Annotated in this window: 23 protein-coding genes and 3 tRNA genes; 17 read left to right on the forward strand and 9 right to left on the reverse strand. The window is 43.4% G+C overall.

Annotated elements, in window-relative coordinates; all coding sequences use genetic code 11:
- Nucleotides 1-144 precede the first annotated feature (144 nt).
- The 4 genes from C3F22_RS12715 (at nucleotide 145) to C3F22_RS12730 (ending at nucleotide 2,490) form a co-directional block, all read left to right on the forward strand.
- On the forward strand, nucleotides 145-1,986 hold the full coding sequence (locus C3F22_RS12715; RefSeq protein WP_104426650.1) for a long-chain-acyl-CoA synthetase: 1,842 nt from the start codon (nucleotides 145-147) through the stop codon (nucleotides 1,984-1,986).
- A 198-nt stretch (nucleotides 1,987-2,184) separates the two neighbouring features.
- A tRNA-Lys gene (locus tag C3F22_RS12720) sits at nucleotides 2,185-2,260 on the forward strand.
- 21 nt (nucleotides 2,261-2,281) lie between these two features.
- A tRNA-Lys gene (locus C3F22_RS12725) sits at nucleotides 2,282-2,357 on the forward strand.
- A 57-nt stretch (nucleotides 2,358-2,414) separates the two neighbouring features.
- Nucleotides 2,415-2,490, forward strand: a tRNA-Lys gene (locus C3F22_RS12730).
- Between the two features lie 157 nt (nucleotides 2,491-2,647).
- Here C3F22_RS12730 and C3F22_RS12735 read toward each other — a convergent pair.
- Complete coding sequence (locus C3F22_RS12735; protein ID WP_034169836.1) at nucleotides 2,648-3,334, reverse strand: hypothetical protein; 687 nt, start codon at nucleotides 3,332-3,334, stop codon at nucleotides 2,648-2,650.
- Nucleotides 3,335-3,584: 250 nt separating this feature from the next.
- On the opposite strand from C3F22_RS12735, the gene C3F22_RS12740 reads away from it, so the two are divergent.
- The 3 genes from C3F22_RS12740 to C3F22_RS12750 all read left to right on the forward strand — a co-directional run bounded on the left by C3F22_RS12740 (nucleotide 3,585) and on the right by C3F22_RS12750 (nucleotide 6,315).
- A complete protein-coding gene (locus C3F22_RS12740) occupies nucleotides 3,585-3,857 on the forward strand; it encodes a PspC domain-containing protein (protein WP_104426651.1) in 273 nt (90 codons plus the stop codon).
- A 181-nt stretch (nucleotides 3,858-4,038) separates the two neighbouring features.
- Nucleotides 4,039-4,821: a sulfite exporter TauE/SafE family protein gene (locus tag C3F22_RS12745; protein ID WP_104426652.1), complete on the forward strand. Its 783-nt coding sequence runs from the start codon at nucleotides 4,039-4,041 to the stop codon at nucleotides 4,819-4,821.
- An 84-nt stretch (nucleotides 4,822-4,905) separates the two neighbouring features.
- Nucleotides 4,906-6,315: an SLC13 family permease gene (locus C3F22_RS12750; RefSeq protein ID WP_005232417.1), complete on the forward strand. Its 1,410-nt coding sequence runs from the start codon at nucleotides 4,906-4,908 to the stop codon at nucleotides 6,313-6,315.
- Nucleotides 6,316-6,389: 74 nt separating this feature from the next.
- On the opposite strand, the gene C3F22_RS12755 is transcribed toward C3F22_RS12750, so the two are convergent.
- Nucleotides 6,390-7,499, reverse strand: coding sequence for an HPP family protein (locus C3F22_RS12755; RefSeq protein WP_104426653.1), 1,110 nt, complete (start codon nucleotides 7,497-7,499; stop codon nucleotides 6,390-6,392).
- A gap of 198 nt (nucleotides 7,500-7,697) precedes the next feature.
- The gene (locus tag C3F22_RS12760) at nucleotides 7,698-8,525 is read right to left on the reverse strand and encodes a transglutaminase-like domain-containing protein (RefSeq protein ID WP_104426654.1); all 828 of its coding nucleotides are present in this window, start codon (nucleotides 8,523-8,525) and stop codon (nucleotides 7,698-7,700) included.
- Between the two features lie 314 nt (nucleotides 8,526-8,839).
- On the opposite strand from C3F22_RS12760, the gene glyQ reads away from it, so the two are divergent.
- From glyQ to C3F22_RS18600, 6 genes are all read left to right on the forward strand, one after another.
- Nucleotides 8,840-9,829 carry a glycine--tRNA ligase subunit alpha gene (gene glyQ, locus C3F22_RS12765; protein WP_005232423.1) on the forward strand — a complete coding sequence of 330 codons (990 nt, stop codon included), beginning with the start codon at nucleotides 8,840-8,842 and terminating at the stop codon, nucleotides 9,827-9,829.
- On the forward strand, nucleotides 9,829-11,898 hold the full coding sequence (glyS, locus tag C3F22_RS12770; RefSeq protein WP_104426655.1) for a glycine--tRNA ligase subunit beta: 2,070 nt from the start codon (nucleotides 9,829-9,831) through the stop codon (nucleotides 11,896-11,898). Before glyQ ends, glyS begins: the two co-directional genes overlap by 1 nt.
- Nucleotides 11,899-11,966: 68 nt before the next feature.
- Nucleotides 11,967-12,836, forward strand: a complete 870-nt coding sequence (locus tag C3F22_RS12775; RefSeq protein WP_104426656.1) for a hypothetical protein — start codon at nucleotides 11,967-11,969, stop codon at nucleotides 12,834-12,836.
- 88 nt (nucleotides 12,837-12,924) lie between these two features.
- Nucleotides 12,925-13,314: a hypothetical protein gene (locus tag C3F22_RS12780; RefSeq protein ID WP_104426657.1), complete on the forward strand. Its 390-nt coding sequence runs from the start codon at nucleotides 12,925-12,927 to the stop codon at nucleotides 13,312-13,314.
- A 232-nt stretch (nucleotides 13,315-13,546) separates the two neighbouring features.
- The gene (locus C3F22_RS12785) at nucleotides 13,547-14,026 is read left to right on the forward strand and encodes a hypothetical protein (RefSeq protein ID WP_104426658.1); all 480 of its coding nucleotides are present in this window, start codon (nucleotides 13,547-13,549) and stop codon (nucleotides 14,024-14,026) included.
- A 108-nt stretch (nucleotides 14,027-14,134) separates the two neighbouring features.
- A complete protein-coding gene (locus C3F22_RS18600; protein ID WP_228203548.1) occupies nucleotides 14,135-14,347 on the forward strand; it encodes a hypothetical protein in 213 nt (70 codons plus the stop codon).
- Between the two features lie 344 nt (nucleotides 14,348-14,691).
- Here the strand turns inward: C3F22_RS18600 and C3F22_RS12795 are convergent, their stop codons facing one another.
- The 3 genes from C3F22_RS12795 to C3F22_RS12805 all read right to left on the reverse strand — a co-directional run bounded on the left by C3F22_RS12795 (nucleotide 14,692) and on the right by C3F22_RS12805 (nucleotide 17,325).
- Nucleotides 14,692-15,645 (reverse strand): 2-hydroxyacid dehydrogenase, encoded by a 954-nt coding sequence (locus tag C3F22_RS12795; RefSeq protein ID WP_104426659.1) that lies wholly within the window; start codon nucleotides 15,643-15,645, stop codon nucleotides 14,692-14,694.
- 92 nt (nucleotides 15,646-15,737) lie between these two features.
- Entirely contained in the window at nucleotides 15,738-15,932 is a 195-nt protein-coding gene (locus C3F22_RS12800) for a hypothetical protein (RefSeq protein WP_034169824.1), read from the reverse strand.
- A 121-nt stretch (nucleotides 15,933-16,053) separates the two neighbouring features.
- Entirely contained in the window at nucleotides 16,054-17,325 is a 1,272-nt protein-coding gene (locus C3F22_RS12805) for a hypothetical protein (RefSeq protein WP_104426660.1), read from the reverse strand.
- A gap of 113 nt (nucleotides 17,326-17,438) precedes the next feature.
- Between C3F22_RS12805 and C3F22_RS12810 the strand changes: the two genes are divergently transcribed.
- Nucleotides 17,439-18,215, forward strand: coding sequence for a class I SAM-dependent methyltransferase (locus C3F22_RS12810; protein ID WP_104426661.1), 777 nt, complete (start codon nucleotides 17,439-17,441; stop codon nucleotides 18,213-18,215).
- A gap of 15 nt (nucleotides 18,216-18,230) precedes the next feature.
- Entirely contained in the window at nucleotides 18,231-18,809 is a 579-nt protein-coding gene (locus C3F22_RS12815) for a hypothetical protein (RefSeq protein ID WP_104426662.1), read from the forward strand.
- An 83-nt stretch (nucleotides 18,810-18,892) separates the two neighbouring features.
- On the opposite strand, the gene C3F22_RS12820 is transcribed toward C3F22_RS12815, so the two are convergent.
- Together C3F22_RS12820 and C3F22_RS12825 are read right to left on the reverse strand one after the other, a co-directional pair.
- Nucleotides 18,893-20,095: a TIGR03862 family flavoprotein gene (locus C3F22_RS12820; RefSeq protein WP_104426663.1), complete on the reverse strand. Its 1,203-nt coding sequence runs from the start codon at nucleotides 20,093-20,095 to the stop codon at nucleotides 18,893-18,895.
- A gap of 3 nt (nucleotides 20,096-20,098) precedes the next feature.
- Entirely contained in the window at nucleotides 20,099-20,743 is a 645-nt protein-coding gene (locus C3F22_RS12825; RefSeq protein ID WP_171284756.1) for an SAM-dependent methyltransferase, read from the reverse strand.
- Nucleotides 20,744-20,827: 84 nt separating this feature from the next.
- Here C3F22_RS12825 and C3F22_RS12830 point away from each other — a divergent pair, with 84 nt between their 5' ends.
- Both C3F22_RS12830 and C3F22_RS12835 read left to right on the forward strand, forming a co-directional pair.
- Complete coding sequence (locus C3F22_RS12830; protein ID WP_104426665.1) at nucleotides 20,828-21,004, forward strand: DNA gyrase inhibitor YacG; 177 nt, start codon at nucleotides 20,828-20,830, stop codon at nucleotides 21,002-21,004.
- 154 nt (nucleotides 21,005-21,158) lie between these two features.
- The gene (locus tag C3F22_RS12835) at nucleotides 21,159-21,341 is read left to right on the forward strand and encodes a hypothetical protein (RefSeq protein ID WP_104426666.1); all 183 of its coding nucleotides are present in this window, start codon (nucleotides 21,159-21,161) and stop codon (nucleotides 21,339-21,341) included.
- Nucleotides 21,342-21,373: 32 nt separating this feature from the next.
- On the opposite strand, the gene C3F22_RS12840 is transcribed toward C3F22_RS12835, so the two are convergent.
- A complete protein-coding gene (locus C3F22_RS12840) occupies nucleotides 21,374-22,018 on the reverse strand; it encodes an MBL fold metallo-hydrolase (protein WP_104426667.1) in 645 nt (214 codons plus the stop codon).
- Nucleotides 22,019-22,035: the final 17 nt, after the last annotated feature.

Consider the following 22,035-nt stretch of genomic DNA (forward strand, 5'->3'; position numbering starts at 1 on the left):
TAGTCATTTCGGTGGCTAGGTTTTTTTTGCTAGATTTTGTCAGAATAGGTTGATTACTCTAGTTTCAACACGCTAAAAGATGGCTATCATCCGTTTATTGCATATAAATTAAACGCATTGGATACGAAAAATAATAGGACGCCCATGACCCAGACGAACCAACCCGATCTTATTGGCATTGCAGATGTCGCAGCCAAAATCCCTGCCTTCATCAGTAAGGTCCCTAATCTGCTGAACGGACTGCGACAGGCTTATTTACGTACTCCCAATACGCCCGCAGGCCTGGGTTTAGCTTTTGAAAAAGCAACACAGCGTAATCCTGAAGGTATTGCATTACGTTTTGAGGATCAGTCCTATACCTATGCTCACCTAAATGGCTGGGCGAACCAGATCGCACATTTCTACCTCTCTCTCGGTGCACAGAAAGGTGATGTGGTGGCCGTGATGGTCGAGAACCGTCCGGAGTTTATTGCCAGCGTGATTGGTCTAGCCAAGCTGGGCATCACGATTGCGCTGGTGAATACTTCTCAGGTCGGCAAAGTCCTGACACATAGTATTAATCTGGTGAAACCGATTGCGGTCATTGTCGGTGAAGAGTGCCGTGCTGCGGTTGATGAAATCCGTCATGATCTCAATATTGCCGCTGACCGTTTTCACTGGTTTGCCGATCAGAACACACAAGAAAATGCCGGACAGGCACCTGAAGGTTTTATTAACCTGGCAGAGCAGATTGACCAGTTCCCTAAATTCAATACACCGACCACACATTCGGTACAGGGTAAAGACGGCCTGTTCTATATCTATACTTCAGGTACTACTGGCTTACCTAAAGCGGTGGTCTTTACCAATAGCCGCTGGACACTCGCCTATGGCACCTATGGTCATGTTCTGAACCTGAATAAAGATGATGTGATGTACTGCACCCTGCCGCTTTATCATGCGACAGGCATTGTGGTGTGCTGGTGTGGGGTGATTGCCGGAAGCAGTACTTTTGCCATCCGCCGTAAATTCTCCACCTCTTCCTTCTGGAAAGATGTCAAAAAGTTCGATGCTTCTGCGATTGGTTATGTCGGTGAACTTTGCCGCTACCTGATGGATGCACCACCGTCTGAACTGGAAAAAGGCCATCGCGTTACCAAGATGATTGGTAATGGCATGCGCCCGAACATCTGGGATAAATTCAAATCCCGTTTTGGCATCAAGGAAGTACTGGAACTGTATGCCTCCAGTGAAGGTAATGTCGGTTTCAGCAATGTCTTTAACTTTGACAATACTGTCGGTTTCTCACCAACGCCTTATGCCATTATCGAATTTGACAAAGATAAAAATGAGCTTGTGCGTGATGCCAAAGGCCGCTGCAAACGAGTAAAAAAAGGTGAAACCGGTTTATTGATTGGTAAAATTACCCGCCGCTCCCCTTTCGATGGCTATACCGATCCGGAAAAGAACAAGGCGGTCACCATGCATGACGTGTTCAGCAAAGGTGATTCCTACTTCAATACGGGCGATCTGGTGCGTAATATCGGTTTCCGTCATGCTCAGTTTGTCGACCGTCTCGGTGATACCTTTCGCTGGAAAGGTGAAAATGTTTCAACGACTGAAGTCGAAAACATGCTGAACGAGTATGACAAAATTATCGAAGCTGTGGTTTATGGCGTAGAAATTCCGAATACAAATGGCCGTGCAGGCATGGCTGCAATTACCCTGCAATCGGGAAGCACCCTAAATGAGCAAGACCTGAAAAATATGGTCAGCACCTTTAAACGTTGTCTGCCTACATATGCAGTTCCGGTTTTTCTACGCATTCAAAAGCAAGTAGAAACGACCGGTACCTTCAAGTATCAGAAAAACAAACTGAAAGAACAGGCTTTTGATCCAAACAAGACCGATGAACGCCTGCTGGTTTTATTGCCAGGGAGCGATGCGTATTGTGAGCTGACTCAAGAAATTTTTGAGAACATTCAAGCCTATCAATATCGCTTCTAAGTGCCGAAGTTGCCTATTTTTTGTTTAGATAAAGCAGAATTGTTGTATTTATAATCAAACATAGGCAACTTTGTTATTTTTTACTTGCGCTGCAATGAGATCTTGCTACAATACGCTCCATCAAACAAAGTGGTGCTTTCAGAACTTTTTTAGTTTCTCTTGCACTGCACAATTAAGTCTTGCTTAATTGTTGGTTCAGGGCCGTTAGCTCAGTTGGTAGAGCAGTGGACTTTTAATCCATTGGTCCCGCGTTCGAGTCGCGGACGGCCCACCATTAAATTTGATATCCCCTGATGGGCCGTTAGCTCAGTTGGTAGAGCAGTGGACTTTTAATCCATTGGTCCCGCGTTCGAGTCGCGGACGGCCCACCATCATTTCTAAAATCTCTTTTTAGAAAATTCAATCAAAGTAGCTTTGATTACCCGAATGGGCCGTTAGCTCAGTTGGTAGAGCAGTGGACTTTTAATCCATTGGTCCCGCGTTCGAGTCGCGGACGGCCCACCATTCTCCCCTCTATATCTATCTTCTTCTTTCAATATTCTTATAATATTTCTATATTATTCAGTTCATTCTTTTTATTTAAGCGCAATTCATCCTGACAATTTTAAAATCGTCATTTTCATTTATGCTGTTTTTAAATTCTTTAGAAACCTTATCGCTTTTATTCAGTGATTTTAAATTCAGAATCTTTGACCAGTTCATACGCTTTAGAAGGCGCAGGATAACCCTGATCAAATAATTGCTGGTTTGTCCGTTCCTTTTCGTCATAAATTTTTTCCAGATTCATGACCAGATGCGTTGGGCTTTTAATCATATAGTAGAACTTTGCTCCTTCTTTACGGTCCACGATCAGTTCAGTTTGTTCCGGATTAATCGTCCAGCGGTCCTTACGATAGGTCATATTGCTTTCGGTCTGAACCCGTCTGGAATTATTCACAAAGACTTTGCCATAATGCACGATACTGCGATGCACTGTACCATCTGGCAATAAAGTCAAAATAAATACCGACTTCCCTTCCGTACAAGGCGCAAACCGCCCGTCACAATCAATCTGGGTAAGATAACGCCCGACATAGCTTTTGGCATAATCCGGTACAGGTTTAGGATCGACATTTGGTTCTACAGGCAATGCATTATAGGTTGCAGTCTGGGTGAGCGATTTAGCATTACGGGTGTCATAACTTTCATTGGCGGCGGAGATGACTACGCCATCTTGTGCCAAAGTTTTCGTAGTATCAGGTAAGGGTTTGCTTTGATGATCATCACAGGCAATCAGTCCTGCAACACTTCCCAGCACAAATCCAAGCCGGCATAAACCACTTAAATGATGCGATACATTCGATTTCATTTTAAAAATATACCTGAAGGGGTGCACATCTATATAGGCAGACGACTCACTGAAAACTTATAAGTTTTAATAATGAATTCAATGGAATTTTTATGATCTTAGTGATTTTTTAAGGATTATTTAATCTCCCGTAACATTACTTAACGAATTTATTTTCAATAGATACTTTAAAAATTTAGATAAAACTCCATTCTTATAAATATGAGTCATTTTTTAGACTCAATCTTATTTTTTCTATCAGGAGACTTGGATGGCCAATGTTGGTTTATATCGCTCTAACCGCTCAAACATGATTGCAGGTGTAATGGGTGGTATTGCTGAACGTTTTGGTTGGAACGCAAATTTATTACGCCTGATCTTTGTGATTATTTCGATCATGAGTGCCGCTTTCCCGGGTATCTTAGTTTATCTGGTTCTATGGTTAGTGATGCCAAAAAAGAATTCTATGCCTGATTATGCTGCGAGCAGAACTGATTATGAACGTCCTGTGCGTACCGTGAATCAGGATAAAGACTACCGATAAAATCGTTTCCTCTTTCACCTAAATATTCATATGGTGAAATTTTTATGCCACGGTCCTTCCCCCAAAAGATCGTGGTTTTTTTTTGCCTGATTTTTAGGTTTTGGCCTTATTACTTTTTTACGCTTTACCCTGCTCGCCTATTCAGGCTAAGGTGATACTTTCTACTTGAAATGGATTTCAGATGACGCAGGCAGAATGGGTTGTACTTTGGCTGTGTGCGATCGCAGCATTACTGCATGGGGTCAGTGGTTTTGGCTTTCCTATGCTAAGTACGGCTGCCTTATCCAGTGAATATGCCTTAAGTACAGCAGTCACTTTGGTGATTCTCCCCTGCCTGTTACTGAACCTTTGGATGCTCAATAGCGATCCAAAACATAGCCTGTTGCAGAGCATTCGCTATTATGTCTCACGCTATTGGCCACTCATGCTCAGCAGCTTGGTCGGTAGTGTGCTGGGGGTCAAATTACTCATCTGGATCAATGAAGGCTATCTTAAATTATTACTGGGTCTGGTGATTATTTTCTATATACTGGATCAGTTACGCTCTACTCCGCTTCGGGTCAGTAGCAGTCAGCTTAGTATGCTGGGATTCGGTTTACTGGCCGGCATGATTGGAGGTGCAACCAATGCCATGGCACCCTTCCTGATGATGTATCTGCTTAGCTGTCAGCTCTCCAAAACCGATATTGTGATTATCAGTAATCTTAACTTTATTGCCAGCAAACTGGTGCAGTTGACCTTACTCTTCCCGATTCTCATTTCTTTGCAAACCCATCAGCAACATATCCTGCTTGGAATCACGTTATTTGCTCTCATCGGTGTGTGGTTAGGGGGAAAAATACGGCATCGACTTTCCCAGCAACATTTCAAATATCTGGTGCTGTTTTTTCTATTTGGACTGGGGATTTACGCACTTTGGCAAAGTGTGGGATTATTACAACACTCTACTATACTGTTTAAATAATATCTTTTTTAATCAAACCACATATTTACTTTTATAAGAATTTCAAAAACGCTTTTAAATAAAAAAGTTGAGCAAGGAGGTTGTATGAACGACCCTTTACGCACCCCGACTGATGCCATGCCAAAAGGAATTCGAAAGGGCTGGATTTTAATTGTGATCGCTGCAGTGGTCTCTTATGGCTTGTATCATATTTTACCTTATGACGAAAATGCCAATAAGGGATTGGCCCTACTGACCTTTATCGCCATTTTATGGCTGACCGAAGCGATTCATATCACCATTACTGCCCTGCTGATACCTATACTGGCCGTCGTCCTCGCCATGCCCATGGCCAAAGGCGATGAACTGGAACCAATTACCACACAAGCAGCACTCACCACTTTCGCAGACCCCACCATCTTCTTGTTTTTTGGTGGTTTTGCCCTGGCCTCGGCGTTGCATATCCAGAAACTGGACAAGAAAATTGCCACGTGGATTATCTCGCTTTCCGGTGGACATCTCGGTGCGTCAGTACTGGCTATCTTTTTAGTGACTGCTGCACTGTCGATGTGGATTTCCAATACCGCCACCGCAGCCATGATGTTGCCCCTAGCGCTGGGTTTACTTTCGCATCTGGATGTTGAAAAAGATCGTAAAACCTTTGTGTTTATTCTGCTTGGGATTGCCTATTCGGCCAGTATTGGTGGCTTGGGCACTATCGTCGGTTCTCCACCGAATGCGATTGCAGCCAAAGCCCTCGGTTATGACTTCGCCGACTGGATGAAAGTTGGCCTGCCGATGATGTTCATTATCCTTCCGGCAATGTTAGTAAGCCTGTATCTGGTGCTACGTCCAAAACTGAATCATAAGGTGAATTTTGTCACTGAAAATATTCCCTGGACTACGACCCGTATTGCCACCATGATTTTATTCCTTTGTACCGCGACTGCCTGGATTTTCAGTAAAAAATTGACTGAAAATTTCGGCATTACACAGCCCGATACCTGGATCGCGATTCTGGCGGCCTGCATGGTAGTGATTCTGGGTACGGCTACATGGAAACAGGTTGCTGAAAATACCGATTGGGGTGTGCTCTACCTGTTTGGTGGCGGCTTGACCTTAAGTGCTGTCTTGAAGGATTCAGGGAGTTCTCTGGTCTTAGGTCAGACGCTGGCGAATGCTTTCGGTGACTCCTCTCCTCTCGTGATTATCTTTGTGGTGGCAACCTTCATCATCTTCCTTACTGAATTTACCAGTAATACTGCCTCGGCTGCCTTACTGGTTCCGGTCTTTGCCGCCATTGCCGACCAGATGGGTATGCCTAAAGAGATTCTGGTGATTGTGATCGGGATCGGTGCTTCTTGTGCCTTTATGCTACCTGTGGCGACACCACCGAATGCCATTGTATTTGGGACTGGTCATATTCAGCAAAGTGAAATGATGAAAGTCGGCTTTGTCCTGAATATCATGTGTATTTTCTTGGTTTCCCTGTTTATTTACTGGTTCTTTATCTAAGTTGAGATAAATCCAGATTCCAAATAAAAAAGCACCCAAGGGTGCTTTTTTCAGAATTATTTATATAAGAGTTCTTAAGTTCTCATTTTAAAATGGTTCAGTTCCTGATTCAGGGCAGCGATGATATCTGCGCGGCTAATAATTCCGACCAGACGCTGTTCACTCACCACCGGAATATAGTTAAAGGAACGCTCCACAAAATAGGGCACCAGATCCTGAATCGGCTGTAATGGCTGCACAGTAACTACCTTGCGGGTCATAATATGTTTGACCTGATGTTCCCAGCTGCTGCGCACATCTGCAGCACGTTTAAACCATTCTACCACCTGATACATGGCCAGCGTCCCCACCAGCTTGCCTTCCGCATTAACCACTGGCAGGCTCATCAGGTTCATTTGCTTAAACTTGTCCAGTGCATGCTGAATATCATCATTGGCATGCAGGGTCACCACGTCTTTGGTCATAATGTCCTGACAGGTAAACTGGTTGACCGCACGGGCATTGGCTCGGTCCTGCGCTTCCAGAATAATCTTTTGCAGGTCATATTCACTAATGTCCAGCAGCTCGGTTTGCTGATCCAGTACTTCCTGAATATCCTGTGGCTGAATGGTGACTTTCTGGGTCGGGGTCGGATCTTTGGAACGGGTATTTAATTGCGCCTGCTGCGGATAATGCTTGCCAATCATTCGGTTAAAGACGATAGCAATCACCATCAATAAAATCGAATTCAGCAGCACCGGATAGAAAACAAAAGCATAGCCGAGTTCATGCACCGCATTGCCGCCGAGTACCGCTGTAATAGCCACAGCACCACTCGGTGGATGCAGGGAATCTGTGGTCATCATTAAAATGATTGCTAATGCCACTGCCAGACTAAAAGCTTCGGTCGGACTGGCAATAAACAAGGCACAGGTCACACCCACCACAGCAGCAATAGTATTACCTACCAGAATATTCCAGGGCTGTGCCAAGGGACTGGCCGGAACCGCAAACAGCAGCACAGATGACGCCCCCATCGGCGCGATATACCAGGCTTCAAAATCCCCCAGAATCCATAAACTCAGTAATGACGATACCGTGAGACCCAGTAGTGCCCCAATACCGCAGAGTAAACGGTCTTTGAGTGGAAGAACTTTAAAATTCGGTTTTAAGGTATTGAGCCAGTCGAGATTGGAATGGAACACGGCGCGCCTGATTTTAATGTTTACAGATTTTGCGCATTATAAAACTAGTCGCTTTAAAGATGTATTCATTTTATATCTTTTAATTACACTTAAATGGATGCTGTTTAAAAATCTAAATCTCTCTCTAGGCGACAGCCATCCATCTAGTCCTCTTTTACGGTTCAATCCCTCATAGAATTTTCAATGAGATAATTCATGTCAGGTGATTTTAGCCTTAGCTTCGCTATGAGAATCAGGTTTAATCAGAGGTTCGATTTTGAGCAGTTCGACCTGACCATAATAGGTTGAGAAGGCCACATCTCCGGCATCTACCCCGGTGCCAATGCGAATCAGCTCGTCAACCGGAGCCAAACGGGTCGGATCAAACTGCACCCATCCTCCTTCCAGATAGGCTTCAAAAATGGCATGAAAATCGGGTAAAAATTTTTCAATTTCCACATAACCGACCACCATGCGTGCCGGAATTCCTAAAGCACGGCATAGTGCAATACCTAAATGGGCAAAGTCACGGCATACCCCTGCCCGGTGGACCAGTACATCTGTTGCAGTCGTAAACTGGTCAGAGCAGCCAGAGACATAAAAAATATTGTTATAAATCCACTGTTCAATGGCTTTTACACGCGTATAGCCGGGTGTCATCCAGCCAAATGAACGTTTCGCCATTTCAAGTATTAAATCTGAATTGCAATAGCGGCTGGCCAGCAAATAAGGTAGTACTTCATCCGGCAGGTCTGGAATTTTGACTTCATTCAGATTTTGCCTCAGATCAACCGGAATGCACGGCTGACGGGTAACTGTCGCGCTATAATTCAGTTCAAATGCTTCACAGGGCTCGAGTTGCAACCGGATATGGCGGTTTTGATGCTGAGCATCCCGAAATTGATGCCACTTGACCGGCATATTCATGGTGAGCTGTTCTTCGAGAATATTCTGATCGGGATGATGGGCGACCTGAACCATAAAAATAAATTCGGTAGGTTGCACAATCTTGTATTTTAAATGGCACTGAATTTGGTAAGTGGCCATGAAGTTCCTTATTATTAGGCATTATTATATTGTGTGAAGATTAAACTAATTCTAAGACCCCAATCGTATGAGATCAGTTTAACTTTATCGCGCTTCAGTGACCAGGATGCTATACATCTGATTTATTCCTGATTTTTAGATCTCACCCCATTGCTATTCCAGCATAAAATTGCAGCAAAGCCGCGCAAAATCTGGCATGAATGAAGACCATTTTAATTTTTTCCAAAATATTTTCAGCGTATTAACCCTTTGCCACTCCCCTGTAAAATCCTTATAATCAAGCACAATTTTTCTCTAATTTTAAGTGGATGACCATGAGTCGCGCCATATCGCATATTGATACCTTCCAAGGCTTAATTCTTGCCTTACAAAACTACTGGGCGGAGCAAGGCTGCGTCGTGTTACAGCCTTACGACATGGAAATGGGTGCAGGGACATTCCACACTGCAACATTCCTTCGTGCACTAGGTCCTGAAACCTGGAATGCCGCTTATGTTCAGCCATCACGCCGTCCGAAAGATGGCCGTTATGGTGAGAACCCGAACCGTCTGCAACACTACTACCAGTTCCAGGTTGTGCTTAAGCCAAACCCGGACAATATCCAGCAGTTGTACCTGGATTCCTTAAAGGCAATCGGTATTGATCCTTTAGTTCACGACATCCGTTTCGTGGAAGATAACTGGGAATCTCCAACACTGGGCGCGTGGGGTCTAGGCTGGGAAGTTTGGCTAAACGGTATGGAAGTGACTCAGTTCACTTACTTCCAGCAAGTCGGTGGTGTTGAATGCTACCCAGTTACTGGTGAAATCACTTACGGTCTGGAACGTCTGGCCATGTACCTGCAAGGTGTAGACTCGGTTTATGACTTGGTTTGGACCAAAGGTCAGTTCGGTACTGTGACTTATGGCGATGTGTTCCATCAAAATGAAGTAGAACAATCGACTTATAACTTCGAATATGCACCAGTAGAAAAAATGTTCGAACTGTTCGACTTCTACGAAGCTGAAGCAACGCGTTTAATCGAAGCTGAACTGCCATTGCCTGCTTATGAGCAAGTAATTAAAGCATCACACAGCTTTAACCTGCTGGATGCGCGTGGTGCGATCTCTGTGACTGAACGTCAGCGTTATATCCTGCGTGTTCGTACTCTGGCACGTTCAATCGCGACTAGCTATGTGGCTGCACGTGCGAAACTTGGTTTCCCAATGGCAGAACCTCACCTACGTGACGAAGTCCTGGCTCAGCTTAAAGCACAAGTTGAAGCAGAAGCGGCTCAAGCAGAAAAATCAGCGGAGAACAAATAATGTCTAAACATACAGTTTTATTTGAACTTGGCTGTGAAGAACTTCCACCAAAAAGCCTGAAAAAATTACGTGACGCTTTAAAAGCTGAAACTGAAAAAGGCTTAAAAGATGCCGGTCTTGCTTTCGACGCAATCGAAGCTTATGCAGCACCGCGTCGTCTGGCACTAAAAATCATCAACGTTGATGCTGCTCAAGCAGATACGCAAAAACGTTTTGACGGCCCTGCTGTTCAAGCTGCTTATGATGCTGAAGGTAAACCGACTAAAGCGCTTGAAGGCTTTATGCGCGGTCAAGGCATTACGGTTGATCAGGTTTCTACTTTCCAAGCCGGTAAAGTTGAAAAAGTCTGCTACCTGAAAGATGTCAAAGGCCAAAGTCTGGACGTTTTACTGCCACAAATCCTGCAACATGCTCTGGATCAATTGCCAATCGCAAAACGCATGCGTTCTGCTGCTAGCCGTACCGAATTTGTTCGTCCGGTGAAATGGGTTGTGTTGTTAAAAGACAGCAATGTGATTGATGCAAACATTCAGGATCACAAAGCAGGTAACGTGACTTATGGTCACCGTTTCCATGCGCCTGAAGCGATTATCCTGACCAATGCAGATGCGTATCTGGATGCCCTTCGCGCTGCGAAAGTGATTGCATCTTTTGAGGAGCGTCAAGCGATCATTGATCAGCAAGTAAAAGCATTAGCAGATGAAGTGAATGCGATTGCGATTGTTCCTGCTGATCTTCGCGACGAGGTCACTGCTCTGGTTGAATGGCCGGTAGCTTTACGTGCCAGCTTTGAAGAACGCTTCCTTACCGTTCCTCAAGAAGCCCTGATCACTACCATGCAGGATAACCAGAAGTATTTCTGTCTGGTGAATGCTGAAAACAAATTACAGCCTTACTTCATTACCGTTTCAAACATTGAGTCTAAAGATCCGACTCAAATTATTGAAGGTAACGAGAAAGTGGTTCGTCCGCGTCTGTCAGATGCTGAGTTCTTCTTCCTGCAAGACCAGAAACAGCCATTAGCTTCTCGTAAAGAGAAACTGGCAAACATGGTATTCCAGGCACAACTGGGTACTTTGTGGAACAAGTCTGAACGTATTGCCAAACTGGCTGTCGCACTTGCTCCGATTACGGGAGCAAAAGATGAAGATGCTAAAAAAGCGGCTCTTCTCGCTAAATGTGACTTAACTTCTGAGCTGGTGGGTGAATTCCCAGAACTTCAAGGCATCGCGGGTACTTACTACGCACGTCTTGAAGGCGAAAATGATGAAGTGGCTGAATCTTTAGGTGAGCAATACTTACCTAAATTCGCAGGTGACGTTCTGCCTAAAACCAAAACTGGTACAACGATTGCGCTTGCGGATCGTCTAGATACTTTAACTGGTATTTTCGGTATTGGTCAGGCACCTACAGGTTCTAAAGACCCGTTTGCGCTACGTCGTTCTGCGATTGGTATCCTGCGTCTGGTCACTGAAAACGAACTTGATGTATCAATTGAAGATCTAATTAAGCTTGCTCTAGCTGCGTATGGCGATGTATTGAAAGACCACGACAAGACTCTGGCAGATGCGGTTACCTTCCTTGAAGGTCGTTACCGTGCGAAATACGAAGACCAAGGCGTTGATGTTGACGTGATTCAAGCAGTTCAAGCGTTATCACCAAAATCTCCACTTGATTTTGACAAACGTGTAAATGCGGTAAATCACTTCCGTGCATTGCCTGAAGCTGCTGCACTTGCTGCTGCGAATAAGCGTGTGGCGAATATTCTTGCAAAAGAAGCTGCACCTGAAGGTGCTGTGGTTGAAGCCAATCTGGTGGAAGATGCTGAAAAAGCATTGTTCGCTGAACTGCAAAAAATCACACCGGTGGTTGAGCCGCTGTTTGCTTCTAAAGATTACACTGCTGCGCTGTCTGCATTGGCTGCCCTGCGTGCGCCAGTAGATGCATTCTTTGACGGCGTAATGGTGATGGCTGATGATGCTGAACTAAAAGTAAACCGTTTACGTCTACTTGCTCAGTTGCGTGATCTGTTCACTAAAGTTGCAGATATTTCAGTGTTACAGCACTAAGTTATAACTTCTTGTAAGTTAATGAAAACCTCGCTATAAATTAGTGGGGTTTTCTTTTTAAAAATCATATGAAAAAAATTAATAAATCTTGCCTAATATGTTTCTCAAATAACAACAATATACGACAGGCTATTACAAACTTAAGGTTTGTCCTTGAATCTATCGAAGAATTAGAACATATAGCTCTTTGGTCAAGGCTAGCCTCAGCATTAACAGATATCAAATTTGACAGTTATGAACATCAAGAACTAGAAACTTATCTATGCGATCTATATGAATTCAACAGAGAAGATGATAAATATTATGAAAAGTATATGCTGGAACTTACGCGCTTCATGTATTTATATAACATTCTAGAATACATAGCTCCTAAAAAAGAAAATCAATATCAACCTGACATACCTAAGTTCAGAAACAATATAGAAAAATACTCAATAGATAGCTATCCAATATATACGGAAAAATATTGTGAAAAATACATAGCTGTTATAAAAAGAGGATTACAGCTAAATTACTTAAACGATCAAAAGATTGAAAAATTTATTAATAATAAGGAAGCCTCAAATCATGTATCAACATCTTTTTATCTTTTGACAAATATTAGAAACTTATTAGCTCATGGTAAAATAAAAGTAGTTCCTAATCCGGATTTTACAGGAGATCATGAAGAAGCCTTATACTTTTCAACTCTCTTTAGAGCCTCCACAATTATTGTAGTCATTTATATTCAATTATATATTTTAAATAATTATAAAAAATTTAATTCAGAGCATATTAATGCTTACCGCTCTGATTATGACATTTTTCCATTAGATGAAAAATTTATAAGTCTGATTAAGACTAATCATTTACTATCAAATTCTCCCCTAATAAGTTTAGGGATTCTTGAAGAAGAAAATACTTTTGACGAAGTGAATCACTATTTAGTAACTCAGTAATGAATCTAATACTAGAATCAATTGCTATAGGCATATCCCTATATATTTCATATACTCACCCTAACAACACTCAACAAGAAAGAAGCGCATGAAATTTCAAACACTCATTATGACGACTCTTGCGGGTATCGCACTTACAGCATGTACATCTCAACCCACCATTCCACAACTGGAACTGGGTGTATTACAGGAAGTACAAAATCTCGAAGTTATTCCAGAAACAACCAACAATAAGGCGAAACTGACCAAATTCCTCGACAAATGCGTGATTGAATTTACTGGCGACATCGGCAACAACCGTTCAGTTGAACAATGGTCATTTAAAGGACTGACCCTGATTGATGCCGGTTCAGCCACTTTCCAACGCGACGGAACCAGCACAGCACAAAAATTTGACCTGCATGATGCGGCGGTACAAAAGAACTTTGTGACTCTGCGCAATCATTTTGCTAAAGATGCCCTGACACAATGTGACTAAATAGATCGCCCTGTTTTTTTGAAAATGGGGCTATTTATTTGAATGAATAGAAATTTAATCTTTCTTCTGATTTGACCTATTTCTTCTTCCCCTTAAAAATTATAAAATCCTCGCATCATACTACGCTGAACCTATACTCTCTTCACAGCTTATTCATTGTTTTTGGCTGATTATCCGTTACACTGAAAACCAAACTCAGACCGCTCTTTGACGAATTCGAGGTCGATCCATAATGAATATCAAAACCCCAATTATTTTAACGACAGCTTTAATGTTCTGCGCACCTGTATTTGCACAGACCGAAACCACTCAGACCACCAAACCGATTGCGCCTTATGGTGAGAATCCGAACCTGCTGCATGTGTTTGCCTATAAAGCACAGGAAGGTGTCATCAATACCGCTGAAAAAGTAGGTGAAGTCACTGAAAAAGGCATTGCCAAAATCAAACCGGGTGTAGACCGTGCCTGGGGCAATACCAAGTCTGTGGCATCAGATACCATCCAGAAAGTAGATGAGGGTGCGACTCAGGCAGCACAGCAAACGGGTCAGAAAATTCAGCAAACTCGGGAAGTCTGGCGCGGCAATTCACAACAGGCGCCGATCGTGCAGCAACCTTTGAGTCAGCCATCTACCGCAACTCAAAATTCATCGGTATCACAACCCCAATCAAGTTCCGATGCAGCGACCAGTTATGCAGTAGATGATCTCTAAATCATCGCATTGAAAAAAGCCCATTACGGGCTTTTTCTTTTAAGCATTGAAGATAGTTGAGCCTTTCTTTAGACTGAGCTCAAATAAAATCATGAGAAGATAATAAAAATGAGAAAAATTCTTTTCAGCTTTATCGTCGGCATTCTGTGTGGCGTAGCCATCCTGTACATCACTTTACTGGTTTCAGGTGAAACCGTGACCTCAATTGCTGCGATTGATGATGAATTATCTTCCATCCCGAGCCTGTCTAGGGCTGCCTCTTATAACCACAAAACCGAAGGCGAAAAAATCCAGCATATTCAAAACCTTGATCAAGCATAATTTAGACCCGCCTCTGGCAATAATGCCGACCTGTATCGGATCAAGGATATGTGTAAATTAAGAATCGGGGCTCAGGGAGATGATATTTATAGCTATCGAACTACCTATTTCTCGCAGAATCATCTGATTTATATGTTTGAAACCCATTATCGAACATCTTATGACAAGCGTCCCGATGAACGGGTACCCGAATTTAAGCGCGTCTATCAGGAAATTATATTTAACCCCCGGTCTGCACTGGTTCAGAGTGAATTTTTAAAACTATTAGATAAATATATTACGCCAGAAAACCGAAAAAAATGCTGATCGAATTCGATCAGCATTTAGTTTTTATTTAATAATTTTTAATTTACCTGACGGATGGGCTGACCTTGCTTAAAGGCTGCTACATTTTCCACCATCTGATCCACAATGCGTTGACGCGCATCGACACTGCCCCAGGCATTGTGCGGTGTAACAATCAGGTTAGAAATTGAGGCGTCGAGCAATACATTGCCCTCTTTCGGAGGCTCCACGGTAAGCACATCCGTCGCAGCACCGGCAATTTTGCCTTCGCGTAAGGCCTGAGCCAACGCCTGTTCATCGACAATTCCACCACGTGCACAGTTAATTAAAAATGCGCTTGGTTTCATCGCATCCAGTTCAGCATGACTGATTAAATGACGGGTATCTTCCGTTAAAGGGCAATGTAGGCTTAAAAAATCCACTTGTGGCAATAAATCGGCAAATGGAATACGTGAGTCATCTGCCGGACGGTTGGGCAAAGCGGCAACTAATACTTTCATGCCAAAGGCTTCTGCCAGTCTGGCAACAGCATGACCTAGTTCACCATAACCAACAATACCTAAGGTCTTACCTGCCAATTCTACAATTGGCGCACCTAATAGACAGAACTGGCTGGCCTTTTGCCATTCACCCTGCTGTACTGCACGCTGATAAGTCAGAAATGAAGTGGCCAGAGTGAGCATCAGCATAAGGGTATGCTGAGCGACAGCAGAGGTACCATAAGCCTGACAGTTACACACCACAATACCACGTGCCTTGGCCGCAGCCAGATCGACATTATTAGTGCCTGTGGCAGAAATCAGGATCAGTTTCAGTTGAGGACATTGCTGGATGGTTGCCGCGTCAATCATGACTTTGTTGGTAATGATGACATCGACATCGGCCACAAGGGACTGAATCTCTGTAGCCGATGTGGCCGGGTATAAGAGCAGCTGATCAAATACTGCATGAAGTGCCTGAAAGTCCAAATCCTGTTGGTCTAAAGAAGCATAATCTAAATAAGCGGCTTTCATGGCGCTACCCTCAACCTTGTTTGACAATTTATTTTGATTGCCATTTAAAACAAGTCCTGCAGGGTTTTCAAGCAACTTACTGTCAGAAGTGGTTAATCTACAGACTTATCAATATGGTTACGCAAAGAACGGCGCACCTTATAAATCACATATACACTGAGAAAGATCAGAAAAATAAGAGAAGAACTGAGCAAGATCATTGCAGGATGCACACTTTCCGCGTGTGCAAAATTAGGCAGCATCAGTCCAAGAATAAAACAAATACTCGTAACTCGTATGGATTGCATATATTTACTCCCTTGTCATATAAACAACCGGGAGCGGTGTGACTATTTATCATACCGCCTAAGACCATATTAGCCTTTAGCAAACATAAGTCAAGTATTTGTTTTTTAGAAAAATTTTTCGTTAGTTCATTTCACTTCGTGTCACAAACTGTGTATTTTTGTCACTTGCGTCAACGAAACCGGAAGCGCCGTATTCATCTGTATGCAAATTTAGATGCTTATAGCTGAACATATAAAAATCAGCATAGCGTTTCATGATAATCGGATGCATGCCTACATTTAATTCATCCTGCTCCTTGACCAGTTTCATGATATGCCGGTCATTCATCACTACTAGATAGCGCTCATCATTTAGGTTAATGGTCAGCAAGCCATTACCTTTGGCATAAATCGGAATCAGGAATTTATGGTTCAGTGCAATCGCATCACCGGTATAGCTTTCGATCTTGTTGCTGATGACATTAAAGACCAGCGCATGACCATAGGCATCCAGCAATAACTGACGCTTTTCCTGCGGCAGATTGACGTGAATCCCAAGCTTGAGCAGATCCTGCTGATCGACCTGTTTATTACTCAGCAATTCACGCAAAATCACCTGTTTTTGCGCTGCATCAAAAAACTGGGTATCCAGCAGCAGATCATTATTTTTCAGGATACGTCCTAAAGCAAAACGATGCCTCGGCAAGATATTCTCAATCACCTTGCGATAATAGAACTTGCTGTTTTTCTTGACCCGACGCATTTTCTGGTAGAAATAACTTTCATCATATTCATGCAATAAAAAGTCATACAGCAGCTCGGAGCTGGCCAGAACAGCGATGGCATCATGGCCAGTAAATGGCAGATGCAGTACATGATGCTGCGGAAGTACGGCTTCCAGTTTCAGGTAATGTGCCCGGTCTTCGGTACAATACGGGTCATAAACCAGAATATATTCCCGTTCCGGACTGACATCTTCTGCCTCAATCCGCATGCCCTCATTTAGCTCGGGCTGGTAAAACATGTTGTAGCGGGCATCTTCGACATCTTCCGGATCGATCGAATATTGCGGCACCATCGCGACCACACGCTGAACATTCAGCAGATTGGAATATTTAATCGCGGCATAGCCACCCATAGAACCACCATAGGCAATGCGCTGCTGAAACGGCGCAATCAGCTCAGCAATCGCTTGCAACATGTTCCACATGGAACTTTTGGGAAACCAGGATTTCTGTTTGGGCATGATTCCCAAAACATTAAATTCAAATTTCGCTAATGATTTTTCGGCATTGATGCTCAAGCCCTTGGCACGGGTAATCAAATCTCCAAATGAAAAAATCAATTCTGAAGATGACCCCGGCATAAAAATTGCGCGTATATGCTCATCTTCAAAAACAATCTGCTTATCCATAACTTTCCCGTGCTGGTGAATCTAACTTTTCGGCAACAATTCACTCAATGAATAGGGCCGAAAAAGTGAATATGCTATTTTATATCGATGAAAAAGATTAAAAAGCGCAAAATATGACACAATCACTGCATCCTGCAGCTCAACAGGGGTTTAGTGCAGCGGCTGAGCTTTATCAGCAGGTACGCCCTGACTATCCGGCAGATCTTAGCCCATGGCTTGCCGAGACACTGTCATTGCCTGTAGATGCAGATCTTGTCGATTTGGGAACAGGAACAGGTAAATTTATTCCCTATTTGCTTCCACTCAGCAGCCACATCACCGCCATTGATCCTGTCCCTGAAATGCTGGCCCAGTTAAAACTGGCACATCCGGATATTCATACCCTAGAAGGGATGAGCCACCAGCTTCCCCTGCCCGATCATAGCGTGAATGCCGTGTTTTGTGCACAGTCATTTCACTGGTTTTCCAATCTGGAAACCTTAAAGGAGCTAGATCGGGTACTTAAACCTCAAGGCTTTCTGGTACTGGTCTGGAACCAACGAGATATTACAGTCGACTGGGTCAAAGCCCTGGCAGATTATATTGCACCACTGGAAGGCGATACACCACGCTATCATAGTGGTGCCTGGCGTAAAGTATTTGAAGAACAGAATCTCTTTCAGCCTTATGCTGAAACGCAAATGCGCCAGCTGCAGCATGGCCCTGTCGAGCAGGTAGTTTCCAAACGCTTATTGTCAACCAGCTTTATTGCCGCACTACCAAAAGAACAGCAACAGCAGCTCAAGCAGCAATTCGAACAAATTATCAAAAACTATACGGACAAGGGTGCAGAAGATATGATTAATTTCCCTTATATTACCTATGTTTATGTATTCAAGAAAAATAATTAGGAACAGGATTCAATCATGCACACCATTCAATTGATGTCACGAACTGCACTTTTCACTGCTGCCATGTTTTTGATGGCCTGTGACCAGAAAAGTTCACAATCTGTAGAACAGCAAGCAACAGAAGACTCTGCATCAGAGGAAATCATGCAGGAATTGAAAACTGGACCCGTGAAAAACTTCCCTAAAACGGAAGATGATCCCCATGATATTGCTGTCTTGAATGACTATGAAGAACGTTTTCAGGAAATGAGCGCGGATCTGGAAGCTGAGCTCAATGGCATGCGCAATGATGACAATCTGACTCCGGAATTTGTCCAGCAACGTCAACGCGATCATGTCCAGTCTTCGCTAAATATGCTCAAAGATCTGGAGCTGAAAACTGAACAGGGCCGTTATATTCAGGGTTTAATGTATCAATACTGGGAACATCAGGAAAAACTGGTGAATAGTTCGAAATCTCAGGTCACTACTGTGAATGAAGCCAGTGAAAATGTAAAAGGTCTAGGCAAATATCTACATGCCCAGGAGCAACTGGAACGCTGGCGTTCGCAATATCCAGAGATGACTACCGCAAATAAAGCCCCAGCACAATAAATAATACAGTTCAGGAAGCAGACGCTTCCTGAAATTTTATATGCAGTTCTAAGATTTAACTTTCACTTTCTGAAGAATGCGTATTATTGAGCTTGAACCAGATAGTGCTGCACCCCTTCTGCGGCTGCACGTCCAGTGGCAAAACAGGCAGTGAGTAAATAGCCTCCTGTAGGCGCATCCCAGTCCAGCATCTCACCACATAAGAACACATGGGGATTGGATTTAAGCTGAAGCTGCTCTGACAGAACCTCGCGTTTAACCCCACCTGCACAGCTAATCGCTTCCTGCATAGGACGGAAACCTGTTAATAATATTTTTAGATGCTTCACTTGCTGTGCTAGCTCAGCTGCTTCTTGCCAAAGTGGTTTTGGTACCAGTTCACGCACTAGAGCAGCTTTTGCGCCCTCTAAGCCTGCTTTGCGCCAGATATTATTCAAAGACTGTTTTTTACTTGGCTGTAATTTTTTAGCTAATTGTTCTACGGTTTGATCCGGAAAAAGATCCAGATTCAGCTGCATTGGCTGCCCCTGTTTCAGCTGTTGACGCAGCCCCCGGCCTTGTTTATAGATCAGACCACTTTCCAGACCATAGTGACTGATCACAATATCACCCATAGTCTTGTCACCGCCATCAACCCAAGCTTCGACCCGTTTCAGTGGCTGACCGAATACAGGTTGCATAAACTTGGACCATGGATATTCCACACCCGCATTACTGGCTTGGAAAGGTTCAATCTCGCTGCAATCAAGCCATGCTCGCCATTTGCCATCACTGCCGAGTTTTGACCATGACACTGCACCACAAGCCAAAACAATCGCATCAAAGTTTTCTGTGAATGTGCGATCATTTTTCAAATCATGAATCTGCAGCTGATGATTTTTTAGATCTAGAATTTGATGGCGATAATGAAACTGGATGTCATGCTCGGTCAGACGTTTTAGCCAGGCACGCAATAGTGGAGCGGCCTTCATTTCTGTAGGAAAAACTCGACCTGAAGAACCAATATAAGGTTCAATACCAAGATCTCTCATCCAGTTTTGAATCCATACGGCATCCCAACGTTTGATCCAAGGCGCTAACCAGTCCACTTGATCATAACGTTGCACAAACTGTTCGACTAGCTCGGCATGGGAAATATTTAGACCAGTTTTCCCAGCCATTAGGAATTTGCGTGCAGCCGAAGGCTTTTGTTCAAAAACATGCACCTCATAATCAGACTGACTCAGAACTTCTGCAGCCATCAAGCCTGCCGGGCCAGCACCCACAATTGCAATGCGCTTCGTCATGGCTTATTCCGCTGAACTCGTATTCTGCCCTTGTAGCGGCTGAAACTCATCAAAACGCGTTGTATAGCCTTCCGGTTTACTAATAATCAATTGCTGGCACAACTCACCACGTTCTAGATATTTAATTTCAAAATGAGTTCTTGCCGAGTCTTGGCCAATGACTTCTTTAACGAAAGGCAATTTCCACAGATTTTGAACCTGCTGCTCTGCCTCCTCAATATATTCAGGAATATTACTCGCTAAAGTGATCGTGCCACCAGTTTTTAAACGCGATAATAAAAACTCAAAAAATGGCATATTCAGCCAGCGCTGTGCCGGGTTATGCGGCTCAGGGTTCGGATATAAAATAAAGAACTGTTCGACTTGCGCTGGATAGAGAGCATGCACAATCCAAGGCAAGGCATCAGCATGAACCGTTTGTAAATTCGGCTGTCCTTCCAGCGCATGCTGTTTTTGCATGGCCAAAAATTTCTCTCGAGTTCGCTCGATCGCAATCAGCTTGCTGTTCGGATTGGTCTGAGTGAAGAGCAAAGCATGTTTACCTTTGCCCGCACCGATTTCCACACAAACCGGTTCAAAACTGATACTTTGGAAATCACGAGGCGCATGCATACGCTGTGCTTGAAATTGACGAATCGACATAATCAGATCAAACTAATAAAAACTGTATAAGTCTAACAAGTGCAGTTATATTTGCCTAATCGAAGCTTTATTTTTCTAGGGAGTGCGCTGATGTCGACCACTTTAAAATGTCCACGCTGTGGCAAACTGACCACTTGGGAAAATAATGAATTTCGCCCTTTCTGCTCGGAACGATGCAAAATGATTGACCTTGGCGCTTGGGCCAGCGAAGAATACAAACTGCCAACCCAAGATGCTCCAGCGGTTGAATCTTCTGAAGAAGACTGAACCTTTTAGAAGATCCTATCACATTAAGCATATCCTAAATAATTACATGATTTTTATAAAAGGCTTGTAGAAACCCAACACAAGTTAACAGCACATATGCCAGTTTAATACTATGTTCTTACGCAGAAATATCACATTATTTTAGAGCAAGAATATGGGCTACATTATTCTAAAGATTATTTTAATTGGGGTAGGAATACTTGCGATATTGTCATTAGGAATAGGCATTTTCCAACAGGATGGCTTATTTATTGTTGTTGGAATTCTCCTTGCCATTATGACTTGGCTGATCTACGCACAAACCCGTCAGTCTTTAAATAATCCTTTTAACAAATAAAAAGACCAGCTAGGCTGATCTTTTTATCTACTTTAACCCGCTTTTCCTGCAACGAAAGGGTTATGCTGCTTTTCAAAACCAATATTGCTGATCGGACCATGTCCTGAAATAAATTGGGTTTCATCCGGCAGGCTAAAACATTCGCGCTGGATTGAATCGATTAACTGCTGGTGATCGACACGCGGGAAATCTGTCCGCCCAATTGAACCTTTAAACAGTACATCCCCTGTCCATAACAAAGCATGATTCTTGTTATAGAACATTACATGACCTGGAGTATGGCCTGGGGCAAAACGTACTTCAAACTCTTCATCACCCAGCTTGAGAACTTCTCCACCTTCCAGCCATTGCGTGACTTCTACTTTTTCCGGAATCGGAAAGCCATAACGGGCAGACACTTCCTGAATCATATCCAGCCAGAATGCATCGTCCTTATGCGGACCAATCACCGGCACATCCCAAACTTTTTTTAAAGCACCAACTGCTCCAGCATGATCGAGATGACCATGAGTCAGCCATAAAGCCTTGACTGTTAAGCCCAGTGCTTCTACTTCCGCTTTTAATTTCTCAGGTTCGCCCCCTGCATCAATCAAAACAGCCTCTTTACTGTCACTATCCCAAAGAATCGAGCAGTTTTGCTGAAATGCAGTCACAGGAACAATTTTGACTTGTAACATAGGATAAGAAACCTCAA

This window comes from Acinetobacter sp. ACNIH1, assembly GCF_002934695.1.
GTDB classification, from domain to species: domain Bacteria; phylum Pseudomonadota; class Gammaproteobacteria; order Pseudomonadales; family Moraxellaceae; genus Acinetobacter; species Acinetobacter variabilis.